Annotated in this window: 14 protein-coding genes; 8 read left to right on the top strand and 6 right to left on the bottom strand. The window is 59.0% G+C overall.

The annotated features are described in order from the left end of the window. Nucleotides 1-37: 37 nt before the first annotated feature. The 6 genes from BDK88_RS18400 to BDK88_RS18380 all read right to left on the bottom strand — a co-directional run bounded on the left by BDK88_RS18400 (nt 38) and on the right by BDK88_RS18380 (nt 4,932). The gene (locus tag BDK88_RS18400) at nt 38-1,420 is read right to left on the bottom strand and encodes a DUF5305 domain-containing protein (protein WP_242611712.1); all 1,383 of its coding nucleotides are present in this window, start codon (nt 1,418-1,420) and stop codon (nt 38-40) included. Between the two features lie 7 nt (nt 1,421-1,427). Then, on the bottom strand, nt 1,428-2,588 hold the full coding sequence (locus BDK88_RS18395; RefSeq protein ID WP_130501623.1) for a signal peptidase I: 1,161 nt from the start codon (nt 2,586-2,588) through the stop codon (nt 1,428-1,430). Between the two features lie 302 nt (nt 2,589-2,890). Further along, nucleotides 2,891-3,313, bottom strand: a complete 423-nt coding sequence (locus tag BDK88_RS18390; RefSeq protein ID WP_130501622.1) for a hypothetical protein — start codon at nt 3,311-3,313, stop codon at nt 2,891-2,893. 328 nt (nt 3,314-3,641) lie between these two features. Beyond that, nucleotides 3,642-3,767 (bottom strand): hypothetical protein, encoded by a 126-nt coding sequence (locus BDK88_RS22150; protein ID WP_277613488.1) that lies wholly within the window; start codon nt 3,765-3,767, stop codon nt 3,642-3,644. A 1-nt stretch (nt 3,768) separates the two neighbouring features. Next, nucleotides 3,769-4,371, bottom strand: coding sequence for a hypothetical protein (locus BDK88_RS18385; RefSeq protein WP_130501621.1), 603 nt, complete (start codon nt 4,369-4,371; stop codon nt 3,769-3,771). A gap of 15 nt (nt 4,372-4,386) precedes the next feature. After that, nucleotides 4,387-4,932, bottom strand: a complete 546-nt coding sequence (locus tag BDK88_RS18380; protein WP_130501620.1) for a DUF1102 domain-containing protein — start codon at nt 4,930-4,932, stop codon at nt 4,387-4,389. Between the two features lie 514 nt (nt 4,933-5,446). On the opposite strand from BDK88_RS18380, the gene BDK88_RS18375 reads away from it, so the two are divergent. The 8 genes from BDK88_RS18375 to BDK88_RS18340 all read left to right on the top strand — a co-directional run bounded on the left by BDK88_RS18375 (nt 5,447) and on the right by BDK88_RS18340 (nt 13,986). Then, nucleotides 5,447-6,103, top strand: coding sequence for a DUF7344 domain-containing protein (locus BDK88_RS18375; protein WP_130501619.1), 657 nt, complete (start codon nt 5,447-5,449; stop codon nt 6,101-6,103). Between the two features lie 64 nt (nt 6,104-6,167). Continuing rightward, the gene (locus BDK88_RS18370; protein WP_130501618.1) at nt 6,168-6,713 is read left to right on the top strand and encodes a hypothetical protein; all 546 of its coding nucleotides are present in this window, start codon (nt 6,168-6,170) and stop codon (nt 6,711-6,713) included. Further along, nucleotides 6,713-7,096: a poly-gamma-glutamate biosynthesis protein PgsC/CapC gene (locus BDK88_RS18365; RefSeq protein WP_338143227.1), complete on the top strand. Its 384-nt coding sequence runs from the start codon at nt 6,713-6,715 to the stop codon at nt 7,094-7,096. The genes BDK88_RS18370 and BDK88_RS18365 overlap by 1 nt, the downstream gene beginning before the upstream one ends. Continuing rightward, complete coding sequence (locus BDK88_RS18360; RefSeq protein WP_130501616.1) at nt 7,096-7,719, top strand: poly-gamma-glutamate biosynthesis protein PgsC/CapC; 624 nt, start codon at nt 7,096-7,098, stop codon at nt 7,717-7,719. The genes BDK88_RS18365 and BDK88_RS18360 overlap by 1 nt, the downstream gene beginning before the upstream one ends. Nucleotides 7,720-8,115: 396 nt before the next feature. After that, nucleotides 8,116-9,942, top strand: coding sequence for an asparagine synthetase B family protein (locus BDK88_RS18355; protein ID WP_165397000.1), 1,827 nt, complete (start codon nt 8,116-8,118; stop codon nt 9,940-9,942). A 362-nt stretch (nt 9,943-10,304) separates the two neighbouring features. Beyond that, entirely contained in the window at nt 10,305-12,068 is a 1,764-nt protein-coding gene (locus BDK88_RS18350) for a hypothetical protein (RefSeq protein WP_130501614.1), read from the top strand. Nucleotides 12,069-12,652: 584 nt separating this feature from the next. Further along, entirely contained in the window at nt 12,653-13,528 is an 876-nt protein-coding gene (locus BDK88_RS18345; protein WP_130501613.1) for a ParA family protein, read from the top strand. Then, nucleotides 13,525-13,986, top strand: coding sequence for a hypothetical protein (locus tag BDK88_RS18340; protein WP_130501612.1), 462 nt, complete (start codon nt 13,525-13,527; stop codon nt 13,984-13,986). Before BDK88_RS18345 ends, BDK88_RS18340 begins: the two co-directional genes overlap by 4 nt. Nucleotides 13,987-14,164 lie beyond the last annotated feature (178 nt).

Raw genomic sequence — 14,164 nt, 5'->3', positions numbered from 1 at the left:
AAAACGAATACCATGGCAGCAAATCGTTCGAGTTCGATCAGTCGCCACCGGACGTGTCGTCTATATCGGCCACGTCCGACTCCGCCTCGTCTATACGTGCGTCTCGATCGCTCGAGTTGACGTCATCGGTCTCATCTGGTGGTGTCTCGAGTCCGTCAAACATACCCGGGTCATCAGCCCTCGGTTGCGAGGGATTAGTATCGGACTTCGATGTGGATCCGCCATTCGACGCCTCGTCCTCGCTCGGTGATACTAAATCGGACGCGTCGATGAACGAAATCTGCTCGTCGTCGCCGGAATCCGTGTTGTCGCTGCTGTCGGCTCCCGACGCGGGTGTCGGTGGCTCGAAGACGTATACGATCCCGTTGTGGCGGACGACGTACAGCCCCCGCTCCGGATCGAAGACGACCGCAGCGTTGACGTCGATTGCGAACTCGGCCAGCGCCGCTAGCGTCGCCGAGTTCGCGTGCGGTCCCTCGAGTGCTGCATCTGGCAACGCCACGGTCGTGATTACCTCCTCGAACTGGTCGCGGTCGTCGCGGTACGAAAGCCACTCGCGTTCGGCCGCCGTCACCTCGGGGAGACGTCGTGAAGCGTACGCGAGTCCTCCAAGACCACCGACGCCGATCAGCAAGAGTACCGGCCCACCGACGGTCCGTGGTGGGCCAGCCGAGGCAGGGACAACTTCGGTCTTGTATTCCTCGTACGTCTCATCGTACGAACTCGCACTTTCGATCCAGTACGTCCCTTCCTCGACGTGTATCGGAGCCCGATAGCTGCTCGCGACCGATCGCTGCTCGCCGTCGATGGTCCCCTCGATCTCTCGGTTGAACTCGAGTACGACCTCGGTCTCTCCTGGACTGGCTCCTAAATCGGATTCGATCTCGTCGATCCGGCTTGCGACGTCGCTGACGTTAACAGCGAACGCGGCAGTGACGTTCTCGTCCGGCTTGACGTCTTCACTGGTCGTTGAGACGACCCGTTCTCGCTCGCTCCAATAGACAGCCTCGCCGTCAGGTTCGACCGCGCGGTAGACCAGATCGACCGAAAGCGAGACGTTGACGCTGTCTCCAGTCCGTGACTCGTATCCCCCAACGAACTCGCCGTCGATCGTCGGGCTGATCGCCGTGTAGTACAGCGACTCGTTCTCGAGTCGCGTTCCAGTCGGATAGACCGAGTTCGGCTCCGTAACCGTGACGCCGTGTGCGACGTCGCCCGTCGCAGTCCAAGCGTGCTCACGTTGCTGTGTCGTCTCCTCGCCTGGATTCGCGTACGCGCCGTAACTCAACCACCCGCCGAGCGCCACGAAGACAATGCACGCGACGATCAGTATCGTTCGATACTTCTCGAGCAAAACGTGAAGCCGCAGCCGTCGCTCCTCATCCCCCGCTTCGCTTGTTGCTGTCGATAGGAATGTCATGTGTGTCTCAGTCTTGCCGTCGAACAATCGATTGCGTCTCCCTGCAGCGGCTTCGGATCGCCGCTCGTCTCGAGCGGACGTCGCCCGGTCCAGCGAGGGCACGCCCGAGGACGTAGGTGCCACCGCCCAGCAGCGACAGGATCGTCGCGAGCGGTGCCCATGGGTGGAACACATAGAGGGCGTCAATGACCGGTGCCGGGAGCACGTACAGGTAGCGATACTCGGTGATATACGTTGGATAGTGACCCGTCTCTTCGGGAGCCGTAATCGAGACTGTCACCGTCGTCTTCTCGCGTGGACCGACGATCATCCGGCCGGGATCGACGGCCACGTCGTCGCTGCCGGGCTCGACATAGGAGAGTACGGGAACGAACCCACCGTTAGAAACCGGATAGGGAATCTCGCCGGTTGTCCCTTGCTCGATCACGACTGGTCGCTCCGACTCGAACTCCGCGCTGATGACGGCATAGGACTGCGTGCCGGCCGGCACGATCATCGCCGCTGCAGCCGCGACGACGACCAGTAGCGCGAAGCCAGCCGAGAGCAATCGGGGATCGAGCCAGTCGTCGCCCTCGTCGTCAGTGTGCGACTCGAGCGACGGCTCCCGGCGTTCGCGGATCGTCTCGACGACGTAGAGAACGATCGAAACACCGAGAATCGGAAGCGCAAGTCCCGACGTACCCGAAAGGCTCCGGACGCCGAGTGTAACGGCCAGCCGCGTCTGGACGCGCTCGAGTGTGTCGCTTGCGGTCATGACTGCCGTCCCGAACGCTGGGATCGTCACGACTTCGCCGTTTACCTGCCACGCTTCGGCGACGATCTGGGCATCCTGAACGTACGGCTCGTCGCCGTCTTGGTCGGTAAACGGGTTCGCGTCCCCGCGCGTCACATACCCCCGGTCGGTCTCTTCGACGATACGGTGGGTCGTCAGTCCGCCGCCCTGGATCTCTTTTGCCTCGAAGACAACGACATCGCCCTGCTCCGGCTCGCCAGTCACCTCACTCGGGAGTGCGACGAAGCCGTCGCCGGTCTCGATGGTCGGCTCCATGCTCCCCGTCTCGACGAACCCAAGCAGGATCGGCTGGCCGAGTACCTGTCCCGCGACGAGCGAAACGAGTACGACGAGCACCACCCCCTGTAGCCCCTGTTCGACCCTCCGCCGCATCATCCGTTATCTAGCCAAGTCATGTCCATCTATTTGTAATTATTGATAGATAACTAGTTCGTGCTGCTGATCGTATTGATCCGATAATGGTCGGCCACAACCATTGTAAGACGATCGTTGACCGACCAGAGGGCATGGTCAACGATCGGTTTTCAAACTCGAGCGACCAGTATTGCTCCTGTTGACCCTGTGTCCTGGAGTGACGAGGAACTGCTCACGCTGTCAGACGAACTCCTATCGGTTAGGGCCGGTGGGACCGCACCCCGCAGTGCGGGCCCACCGGGACATCTGGACAGCAGCCCGTCTCAGGCACCGACCAGGACCTTCGCCAGCAGGTAGGCGTTCCACGTCGCGGCGAGCAGCCAGACGCTTGCGAGCCCAGCCGGCACGATGAGCGTGACGTAATCGGGGGCGATCCGATCCGGCGCTTGCAAGACGGCAGCGGCGACCACGAGTCCAAACCCGACGACCAGCGCTTTCAACCCGAAAAGTCCGAGCACACCCACACTGTCGAGTACGAGTACCCCCGCAGGGTTCGACTCCTCGAGCCCGAACGTGAGACCGCTGATCGTGGTTCCGAGATCGGCACCGATCGCGACCACGACGGCAAGCCAGAGTCGTCGGTCAGTCGGTGTTCTGTTGACGATTCCCGTTCGCTCGTCCGGCTGTCGATCATCGATCGCGGCGACCAGTGCTCGAAGATAGCGTCGTATCGGTGTTCCGTCCATGGCTCGAGGGCTTCCTGTTTTCCCGCGTGGCTGTTTCGGGCGGCACTCAGCTGCTACTCGAGAGTATCCGGACATGCCACGGACCATTGTAATACAGCCGTTGAGGTGTCTCGCGGTCGTCAAACCGGAAGTTAATGCGAGGCTGTAGGTTCGGGTAGCCACGGCTGCGTTCGAAAACGAGCGAGGACGCCAATTTGCGATCCAAAACGGTCGGCGAGACGATCGTCGAGAACTATTGGTCGAGATCAGCGACGAGATAGCCCGATTGTGAGGATCGATCGTGGCTGGGTGAGCGACGCCGACGGGCAAAAAAGTCAGTGTCGGCCGCCTAACTGGAGAAGAGTCGCTCCAGTTCCGCGTTGATCGTCTCGCGGTCGATCTCTTCGTCGCTCATGTCGAATTCGACATCGGCGGTCTCCTCGTAATCGGTGAGCGTTGGTGTGTCGTCTGCCATGTTAGATCGCCTCCGCAGTGAGTTCGATTTCGTCGTCGATAGCCACCGAGTCGACTGCGCTGTCGGGCAGTGCGATCGCCACCAGGCTGAACTCGATCTTGTCGCCGGGTGACAGCGTCGAGATGGACATGAGGTTCACCGAAGGCTCCCACGACAGGTCATACCTGACCTCGAGCCGACCGATCTGTGGCACCAGCAGGACGACAAGGCTTTTATCCTCTGAGCCGGTCCTGTCGACGTCGCTGAAGGCGATCGGGGCAATCTTGAGTTCGATCTCCTGGGTTCCCTGGTTCTTGACCTGGAAGATGTCTTCGATCCCCGTGATGGCGTTCGCGTTCAATCCCTGGCCACCGGCGAGTCCATTACCGATGTTGTTATTATCGCCGGTGAGGTTGATCGCGAGCGCGTCACTGGATGTCGTGTCGACGTAGTTGCCGTTCGGTCCATCGCCGGGTTGAATCCCAAGATACGCGCTGGCGTCGGCGGCGACGTTGACGGCGACGTCGCGCTCGGCCTCGAGACTGCTGAACGCGCCGGTGCCGAGCGTGAGGCTGCCACCGGCGGCGAGCGCGCCGACACTCAGGACAAATTTTCGTCGTTCCATGACGTTCCAGCCCTGTTAGTTCGTCGCGACCGCGTTGAAGGTCACCGAGTCGAGCAGTTCGGTTTCGTCGCTGAGGCCTGCATCCGTCGTGTCGATTTTGATGCTGACATCCGTGCTGATACCAGTTCCGAGCGTCTCGGCGCTGTCCGAGAGCGAATCGCCGTCGTAGTCAGCGTTGGGGTAGAACTCGACGAGCCCCTTATTGTCTCCGGACTTGGAAATGCTCACGTCGACCTCCTGAGTCCCCTGATTTTCGACGGTAAACAGGTTATCGATTTTCGTGACTGCGTCGGGGTTGACACCCTCACCACCGCCGGAAACATCTCCGCTGTTGCTCGAGCTGAGATCGATCGTCAGCGTACCGCCGTCCCCGTCGTCGGTGACGTAATCCGAGTTGTTACCGCCAGTTCCCTGCAGTCGCAGGTAGGCGGACGCGTCGTCGGCGACCTCGACATCGACGTTTCGTGTTGCGCTCACGCTCGAGAACGCGCCAGTTCCGATGCCCGCAGCTGCTCCCGATGCCAGTGCTCCCATTCCGATGACGAATTTGCGTCGTTGCATTGTTGGATTCTCCGTATTGGTTGTCTCTCACGGGCGACCACACCTCATCGCGCCACGTCAGCTCGTCGTCGCCCAGATCCCCGCCGCGGGGATCACAGATCATCCGTGTCCAGCAAGGGGTATTGTAATACAGTCGTGGAGTCGATCGCAATTTTTGGTGTCCAGTGGTCAACACACGCCCGACCGAAATCGGGGCGGGTGTATGGGACAGGTCGACTCGAGTCGACCACCACTTGAGTCAGTGAAAACTGCGGTCGGACTGTCGTTGACTCGCGGTCGACGACCACCGCGAGCCGGTATCGGTGCGGTTGACTGGCGGTCAAACTGGGTCTGACCGACCCTCGAAAACCGGTATATCGCCGGTTGACCGACCATCTAGACGGTAGTCGTGTCGTTGACCGGCCGACTCAAATTCGATGAGAACCCGAATTTCGTCGGTTATAGAAGATCTGGCAGTCAACCAATTATTAATTAGTAATACTTTTAGTGGGTAATGTAGGATGGTAGACCTGTAATGGGGGCAACTCAAGCGGAGACATCCAAAGAGACCGATACGCTAGAGTTAGACACAGACGACGAGCAAACGGACTCATCGGGGGCGGAAGGCGACGCACTCACCGAAGACGAGCTTTTCACGCTCTTGTCCAACCGGCGACGACGATACATCTTGCATACGCTTATGCGAGACGCAGACACGGTCGACATCGGCGATCTCTCACAGGAGATCGCCGCCTGGGAAGACGGTCTCGAGTACGAGAAGGTATCGAGTAGTGATCGCAAGCGAGTCTACACGGCGATCCAGCAGACGCACCTCCCGAAGATGGACGACGCTGGCGTCGTTGAGTTCGATCGCGACCGGGGCACAGTCAAACCGACGCCAGCACTCGAGGATGTTGAAATCTATATGGACGTCGTTCGCGGACGCGAGATTCCCTGGGGCGCGTACTACTTCGGACTGACAGGACTGACCGGCGCGCTGTACCTGGTCGCGACGAGCGGCCTGACGCCGCTCAGTCAGCTCTCGCCGTCTTCCTGGTTCGTGTTCGTCATCGTCTCCTTCGGCGTCTCCGCGATCGCACACCAGTACTGCGAGCGACAAAACCGGCTCGGCATTACAGAGGAACCACCGGACGTGGAACTCGAGTACCACGACCGGTCACGAGATAACTGATGTGTCGACGAGTGGACGCGTTACGCTCGATATCGGAACGAGTCTCCGAGAGTACACGAGGGCTATGAAACGGACGAGACGCGCAACACTGGCGATGATCGTCGGTTCGAGTAGCGTCCTCGCGGTCGACACTACTAGTTTCTCGACCGCGAAAGCCGATCGTGATATTCGTGTCGCGGTCGTCGACGATGCCGACGCCTATCTCGGACTGACCGATGACGGAGTCGAAGACGGCGGCCTGCTATTTGAGGGCGACGCTCGTCAGTCACCGGTCTCGTTCGACGTGATCAACCAACTCCCGGAGCCGATCACAGTCACGCTCGCAGCCGACGAGTTCCAGTTCGACATGTCCGGCGATCGACTCGGTCCTGGCGAGCGAATCGACGTCACCGTCGAGATCGAGCCAGCGGCCAGTCAGCCAGTCAGTGGCACGGTGACGGGAACGATCGAGATCGACGCCAGTGGAGACGGAATCCAGATCGAAGCTGAGCGTGATCTCACGCTCGAGTGGCCCGAGTGTGCCGCTGACGCGGCGGCCGATACGAACCGGACCGACAAAGGCGGCTGCGAGAACCGCAGCCAAACGCAAGCTGGGGGGACCGACCGGTGATGCTCAGCGCAGTGTTGGTGACAGTCCTCGGGCTCACGGCGAGTATCGCGCTCATGCAACTGACCGGCCTGCGACTCAGCGGCGTGGTCGTCGTTTCGCTGGTAGCGCTCGCTACGCTCGTGGCCGTCAGTGTCCACCCGGTGTTCTTGGGCAGCGTTGCAGTGGCGATTGCTGCCGTTGGCCTCAGTAGCCAGCGGACATCGATTCATCGCCGCGCACTGGTTCTGGCCTCGCTGGCCGCGGATGCGATCGTTCCAGTCGCTGGCACGCTTGCGATGAGCGGCCTGTCGCTGCCGGTGACGGGTCTGAACGTTCCGACCGAATTGGAACCACTGACGGCGATGGCTCCGGGTTCCAGTGCCGATGCGAGAGGTGTCGAATGATGGTGCCGACCATCCTGTCGGATTTGGGTGTCCTCGCGGTCGTCTTCGCCGGTGCGCTCGCTGTCGAAGCGGCCCGCGCACGCTATGGACTTCGACTCGGTGGCGTAGTTGCCGTGCCGATGGTCGCTGTCCTCTCATTGACCAACGCTTGGGTGCTGTCGATCTATCTCCCGGGTGTGGTCGTCCTTTTTGTGGCGACAACACTCATGCACCGTCTCACGCTGCTCTATGGCCGGGCATTGCTTTCGATGACGCTCACCATGGCAATGGGCTATGCGCTGGTCGTCATCGCACTCGGATTGGTGCTTGGAACCGAACTTCCGGTGACCGACTTCCAACTGTATTTCACCGCCCTCTTCGCGGGCGCGGGTGCGTATACACTCTATCTGACGTCACCGGCTGACCGCCCGGCGACGGTCACGCTAAGTGGGGCGCTCTTTGTCATTATCCTCGTCGGCTGTCGGACCCTCGTGACGCCACCGGCCCGCGGGTTATACGCCGACCTGACGCCGCTCCATATCCTGCCGGTCGCCGGCGTGCTCACTGCTGCAGGGCTGACGTTGACTCGCCTCGAGCGCCGAGAGCGACCACTCGAAACGCACCGGAGGGAGCTGGGTCAATGAGCGTCAGACAACGGGTCCGTGGGGTCGCTCTTACGCAGATCGTCAAGCTACCGACGAATGGCCCAGCGCTTTGCCACGGCAAACGTTATTATCTTGAACATAATATATGACAGATAGGGGAATGGGGGACAGAGGTAACACAAACGCGGGGGACAGAGAGATTGATCTCGTCTTTGAATGGCATCAACTCTGCCATGCCTGCAGCGAGCGAAAGTGGTTCAGCGGACTGATTTGCGACGAGTGTCGAGACCGTCATGGCGTGTGATTTTCACTGTGAATACCTGTTGTGTTGGCTCGATGGAAACGCAGCAGCGCGACGGCTTCGCATTCTGTAGCCACTAACTGAGACTCGTAAACGCCGACATTACAATGGTGTCCGCTCACACGGCTACTGCTATGGTCGGCATCACTGGGCGAACACCTGCGATAGACGAGCAGTCGTTCGCCAACTCGCTCGAGCCACTCGTTCACACCGATCGGTACGAAGCCGACGTCGTCTTCGAGTCAGCGTCGCACTCGATCGGGACGACAGCGTATCCCGAATATCCGATCCGGATCGTCGAGAACGACGATCGGTGGGTCTGTCTCGAGGGGCACATCTATGATCGCGATGACGAGGCACTCGAGCGCGAACTGCTGACGGTCGGCGCACACGTTCTCTCGGCCGACGGCGACGACGAGTTTCTGACCCAGTGGCTCCTCGAGACTGACGGCGAGTTCCTGCTCGTTGCTGCCGACAAGGAGAGTGATCGGCTCGGACTGCTCAATGACCCGCTTGCTCGCCTGCCAACATATTACTTCCACGACGGGGAGACGGTGCTGTTCTCGCGAGAGCTGCGATATCTCATCAACGAAGCGCCGATCGAGGGGTTCGATCCACTGGGCATTGCCCAGTGTCTCCTCTTTGGCTACTCGCTTGGTGATCGGATGCTCGTCCACGGTGCGAATCGACTGCGTCCAGGGACGAAACTCACCGTCGATCCGGAGCGCGGTGCGGTCACGGAGACGGCGTTACACCGATTCGACTTCGGCGACCCGGCCTTCGAAGACCGAAGCCGAACGCGAAACGCTGCCGAACTCGTCGACCGGTTCAAACAGGCCTGCCGACAGCGGTCGGGGTATGGCACTCGTGACGTACTCTCGTTGAGCGGCGGACTTGACTCCCGATCCGTGCTGGCCGGCTACCACGCTGAGGGAATCCCAATGACGGCAGCCACAATGGTGTCCGACGACTTCGTGCCACCATCCGATGTCGAAATCGCCCAGCAGTTGGCCGACGAGTTCGACGTCGACTGGCGTCGGTACGAGGTCGGTCCGCCGAACGGCTCGGATCTCGATCGAATCATCAAGACGAAAAATGGGCAAATCGGCCTCCTGACCTCGTTTATCCTCGAGTTCTTTCGGCAACTCCGCGAGGAGTACGACGCCGGCCTCACCTACGTCACCGGCGACGGCGGGGACAAAGCCCTCCCGGATCTCACTCCCGCGAAGCCGATTTCGGACGACTCGGAGCTGATCGACTATATTATTCGGGAGAACTCGTTTCTCTCACTCGAGCAAGTGGCTCGGATCACGGGGCTGTCGGCGGAGTCGATTCGCCGGAGCGTTCGCGACCGCCTCCGCATGTATCCCGAAACGGATCCAGCGTCGAAGTACGTCCACTTCCTCGTCTACGAGCGGGGCGTTAACTTCCTGTTCGAAGGAGAGGATCGTAATCGATTCTTCTTTTGGAGCACGACCCCGTTTTACTCGATCGAATTTTTCCGGTATGCGATGAACTGCCCGGCCGACCAGAAAGCTCGCTACAACCTGTATCGGACGTTCCTCGAGGAACTCGAACCTGCAGCGGCGGATCTGACACATCCGGACTACGGCGTGCCCGTCTCGTCGACCCGCCACGAAGTTGCGGCATTCGCAGACGAATTGCTCTCGCGGTATCCATGGCTGTTCGATGCAGTGCGACCAGTCGTCAAATCACTCAACAGCCTCGACACGGAGTCACAGCTGCAACCGGATACGGTCGACTGTATTCGCACACAGATCGAACAGTGTGAGGCCGTCGACGATGTCCTCGTGACCGACGAACTCCGTCGGTTCCTCGATTCGTATCCCGAGCACGATCGGACATCCGTGTACCGTCTCTTTGCGATTACGTCCGTCATCGACGACATCCACTCCTCACAGAGCGTGCTCGAATCGCGATGCGATGCTGTCTTCAGCTAACCGTCGAAGCTGTTAGCCATCAGTCAGTGAACAGCCGTTCGAGCGCGATCGACACGCAAATCGTTTCGTCCGACAGTATCAATGGCCCCGTTCGACAGCCGAATCGTCAGGTCACGATTCTGGTGTTTACGGTCGTTTCTCGAGTGTAGACAGTGGCGATATCGATATGCTCTTTTTATACTGTCGACCAGGATGGAGTATATTCGGGGCCTCGCTGCCGTCTCTCGATTTTCTGTATAAGAAATCAAGAATGGAGCCGGTAATTGCAGTGAATTCCGATACAGATCTTATTAAAATCACGAAGTTCTATTGATTCTGGGGTGGGAAAGTTTATAGTTCGGTAGTGTCCCCTCTCAGATCGCATGGCACGCGACGAACCGGGACGGGACACTGCGGGTCCCGCCGCACAGACAGCGAGTACCGACGAACGGAACGACACCAGTCTGATGGGTCGACGGTCGTACCTGAAGCTAGCCGGCGCGACGGCAGCCGCTGCGAGCGTTGGCACGGGTGCGGTGAGCGCGGCTGAGAATGACTACGAGGTTATCGAGGCACGCGGACAGACGGTCACCATCGATTCCGGCCAGACCTGGGAAAACAAGCTCATCGATCTCGGAAACGGGAATACGATCACGATTATCGCCAAGGGAACGAACTGGACCGTTCGGAACATCGGGTTCCGCGGAACGCTCGGCGCGACGGGCACGGCACCGAACAGCGGGACTGTCTTCGGGATCGCCGACACCGGCGACGGCACCTCCACGCTCGAGAACATCTTCTGGGGACGTGGCAACCCCGATCGACCGTCGAACGAGCGCCCGCTGATGATGTGGGTCGATCCCGACCACAGTGGCCACCTCGATGTCAAGAACGTGCATTTCGGTCATGCTGGGTGTAACGGAATCTACGGATCCGCGCCGGCGTACAACGGCAACGGTGGTACGATCCACATCGACAGCTGTTATGCCTACGACAACCACCACACGGCGTTCCGCATCGGTGACAACGGCTGCAAGATCACTGACTCGGTTGTCTACAAGAGTGGAACGCGAGCCGCGAATCGAGGAATATGGGTCTGGTCTGGCAACTACGGTGGCGGTGCCACGATCGAAAACACCCACGTCATTACCAACGGCGCTGGTGGCAGTATCGTCACGCACAACTCACCGTCCATCGATATGGACCACGTGTACACTGACGACGGTACCGGGACCCACAGCGGCCCCGAGCACTTCGTCCCGGATGGCTGTCCCGAAAGCCCCGAAGCGGCTGCCAGTGGCGGCAACACGCCCTCAAGTGGCTCCTCGAGCGCTGACGGGAGCACAGAGTCCCTTGAGAACACGCTGCTAGTCGACGGCGTTGGCACGTCGGGCGGCACGCGCTACGAGTTTACGGTCTCCGGGGCTGCCGAGAAAGCGACTATCAAGGGAGCGACGATTGACGACGGCGACACCATCGAGAGCGGCCACATCTCGGGGAGCGTCGCCGGCTGGCGCGATAGCTTCCGCTTTGCGGGCGACCTCGAGGAACTCACCGTCGACGGTGACGCGCGAGTGTTCATCAACGGCGAGGAAGTCGATCTCGCCGACTACGGTCAGGAGAAGCCACACGTGCTGACGCTGGTCGGAAACGGAACGACTGCGAACTACGAAATCTCCGTCGACGGGGCGATTGAGACGATTTCGGGCGACGAGTCGGCAGCCCACGCTACGGTATCGTCCGGAAATACGGTCGAGGGATCGATCGAGCGGGCTGCCCAGCGGTTCCGGTTCTCCGGGACGCTCACCGACATCACCTTCCTCGACGGCTCGGCACAGGTGTATGTTGACGACCAGCGGATCGATCCCAAGCAGTACAACGAGCAGGAACTGCTGCCACACGCCATCGTGATCGATGGAACCGATACCGACGGCAGGACCGAGTATGCATTCAGCGTCGATGGCGAAGTTATTACTTCGAGCTATCGCGACGCGTCGGTCAATCCTGGCGACGAGATCGACGGCCGCTCTGTCAGCGGGAAGGTCGACGATGGACTCGATGCCTACTGGTTCGACGGCGACATCGCTGACTTCCAGCTCAGCGGGAACGCGAACGTCGACATCGAATATAACGCCCGTAGTAACTGACCGAACGCGACTTCGTTTTCATCGCCGTCTCTCCGAGATCGGACTACTTGCCTCTCGCGAACTGCAACCGATTTGTGCTCCACCCACCGCCCTCATTAAAATTTGATAATATTATTTCTTCATAATGTAATATATTTTAATGAGTTTGTGATATTATATAGACTAGCCTTCTTAGACGTATCTCTTAGGTGAGTGACTTAGGCAAGATTCTAATACTACATTCTTAGACATAGTTCTAAGATACGTTTCTTTGATATGATTGAGCCCTCTCTTCTATCAGTATAACGTCTGTGAGAGCCATTGCTCTATCTTGATAGATCTTATATATAGTCCCTCGCTCGTTCACGCTGCTACACTCTCTATTGGCACCATAGATACGCGCCTTACCTTAGAATCTTAGATACTACTCTAAGATGAACGCCTTGGCTGTGATCGTGCTCTCCGTCCCTAAGACGCTACAGTTTATGTGGTAGCCATAGGCCCTTAGCTAAGAATCTTAGATGTGAATCTGAGAGATCTAACTTAGGTATATTTCTTGGGTGCTTTGCGTAGTTTCTTATCTTAGTAACTCACAAGAGACACTCATGCTTTCGTACACGGTGTACTCCGAAGCGGGTGGCGTCGGAAAATCGTCGCTGACAGCGAATCTGGCTGTCGCGCACGCTCGAGCAGGCCTCGACGTCTTGGTCGTCCCACTGGATCCGCAGGACGGCGACCTCAGCCGGCTGCTCGGTGTCGACGAAGACCGTGCCAGCAGCGATGCGGACAACCTCGTCCGTCACATGGTTAATGCGCCGAAGGGGCCGTTTGAAGACCTTATCCGAACGTCGGAGGGTGTCGACATCATTCCAGAGCACAACATGCTTTCGGATCTCGCAGATCACCTCGCTCGCGAACAGCAGAAAGCCGAGGACTTCGGCGACGCGTACAATATCTACGCCCAACTGCAGCGCGTCCTCGCTGATGCTGGCGTTGGGGAGCAGTACGATGTCCTGATCTGCGATCCGCCGGCGACCGAGTCGGATCACCTCTACAACGCCATCTTCGCAACGCGAAATCTGGTGATCCCCGTCGAGCCCTCGGCCAAGGGACGGGCATCGGTCGAAGGTCTCGAGGAACTCGCGAGTAACTTCGCTGACCAGCTGAATATTGACGTCGGTGTTCTGGCCGCAGTCCCGAACGGATTCAAGCGGACGAACGACCAGAAGGAACTCATCGAGGAAATCGAGTTCCCAACACCGGAGGTTATCAACGACCGGACATCGATGATGGAAGGCTGCTGGAAACAGCAGTGTTCAGCGTTCAAATACGTCCGTGAGCATCGTGCCCGCCAACGGGACTACGAGCTCGAAACACTCGCCCAGTTCGATCAACTGGCTCGCTACCTCGAGAAGGAGGCTGGCATTGAGGCACCAAATCCGCCTGAGCCTGGTGCGCTCGAGCAAGAGGTGACAGCATGACGGGGTTCAAAAGCGGAAGCGCCGGTGATCCGTTCAGCAGTGGTGACACAGACGACGGTTCTGGCGGCAGCGATGCCGGAACGGATGAACCAGCCACGCTCGAGCCATCGGCGTCAACGTCGACAGCTCAGCCTGATCATGCGTCCGAGGCCGGCGTCGACCGTGATCAGGGTCGTGACAACGATGGGAGCGAGACGATATCTGATAGTCCCTCGAATACCGTCCTTCCTTGGATCTACGAGCGCAACAGTATCACCGACGGGCGTGCCCAAACTGTCCAATTGCATCTCCAGCAGTCAACGCTGGATCGCCAGCGTGAGGGAAAACGGGATGTCGAGGCTGTCTTAGGAGAATCGGTAAAGAAGGCCGATCTTCGCGAGGCGGCACTTCTCGTTGGCCTCGAGCATCTCGATGAGCTCGCTGAGCAGCTCCGAGAGTGGGGCTACGACTTCGAGTGAGGTTTTCTGTCAATCACCCCACCCTATATTCTCCTCCCCATGGCCGGTTGAACGTTAGTCTGGTAAGTTGTGATCTACCGTTCTTAGCTAGATCTGCATAGTATTCATACAGTTCATCGCTGGATAAGGAGGATTATGGAAGCTTAGATACTAATCATATATTCTTAGATTAGAATCT

This window comes from Natrinema hispanicum (assembly GCF_004217335.1).
Classification (GTDB): Archaea; Halobacteriota; Halobacteria; order Halobacteriales; family Natrialbaceae; genus Natrinema; species Natrinema hispanicum.
Note: the sequence above shows the minus strand (reverse complement) of the source record. Positions and strands in the feature narration are given on the sequence as shown.

What these genes read in the sequence shown, in the direction of transcription:
- BDK88_RS18400 (WP_242611712.1), bottom strand. Translation starts at nt 1,420, where the DNA reads ATGACATTCCTATCGACAGCAACAAGCGAAGCGGGGGATGAGGAGCGA.
- BDK88_RS18395 (WP_130501623.1), bottom strand. Translation starts at nt 2,588, where the DNA reads ATGATGCGGCGGAGGGTCGAACAGGGGCTACAGGGGGTGGTGCTCGTC.
- BDK88_RS18390 (WP_130501622.1), bottom strand. Translation starts at nt 3,313, where the DNA reads ATGGACGGAACACCGATACGACGCTATCTTCGAGCACTGGTCGCCGCG.
- BDK88_RS22150 (WP_277613488.1), bottom strand. Translation starts at nt 3,767, where the DNA reads ATGGCAGACGACACACCAACGCTCACCGATTACGAGGAGACCGCCGAT.
- BDK88_RS18385 (WP_130501621.1), bottom strand. Translation starts at nt 4,371, where the DNA reads ATGGAACGACGAAAATTTGTCCTGAGTGTCGGCGCGCTCGCCGCCGGT.
- BDK88_RS18380 (WP_130501620.1), bottom strand. Translation starts at nt 4,932, where the DNA reads ATGCAACGACGCAAATTCGTCATCGGAATGGGAGCACTGGCATCGGGA.
- BDK88_RS18375 (WP_130501619.1), top strand. Translation starts at nt 5,447, where the DNA reads ATGGGGGCAACTCAAGCGGAGACATCCAAAGAGACCGATACGCTAGAG.
- BDK88_RS18370 (WP_130501618.1), top strand. Translation starts at nt 6,168, where the DNA reads ATGAAACGGACGAGACGCGCAACACTGGCGATGATCGTCGGTTCGAGT.
- BDK88_RS18365 (WP_338143227.1), top strand. Translation starts at nt 6,713, where the DNA reads ATGCTCAGCGCAGTGTTGGTGACAGTCCTCGGGCTCACGGCGAGTATC.
- BDK88_RS18360 (WP_130501616.1), top strand. Translation starts at nt 7,096, where the DNA reads ATGGTGCCGACCATCCTGTCGGATTTGGGTGTCCTCGCGGTCGTCTTC.
- BDK88_RS18355 (WP_165397000.1), top strand. Translation starts at nt 8,116, where the DNA reads ATGGTCGGCATCACTGGGCGAACACCTGCGATAGACGAGCAGTCGTTC.
- BDK88_RS18350 (WP_130501614.1), top strand. Translation starts at nt 10,305, where the DNA reads ATGGCACGCGACGAACCGGGACGGGACACTGCGGGTCCCGCCGCACAG.
- BDK88_RS18345 (WP_130501613.1), top strand. Translation starts at nt 12,653, where the DNA reads ATGCTTTCGTACACGGTGTACTCCGAAGCGGGTGGCGTCGGAAAATCG.
- BDK88_RS18340 (WP_130501612.1), top strand. Translation starts at nt 13,525, where the DNA reads ATGACGGGGTTCAAAAGCGGAAGCGCCGGTGATCCGTTCAGCAGTGGT.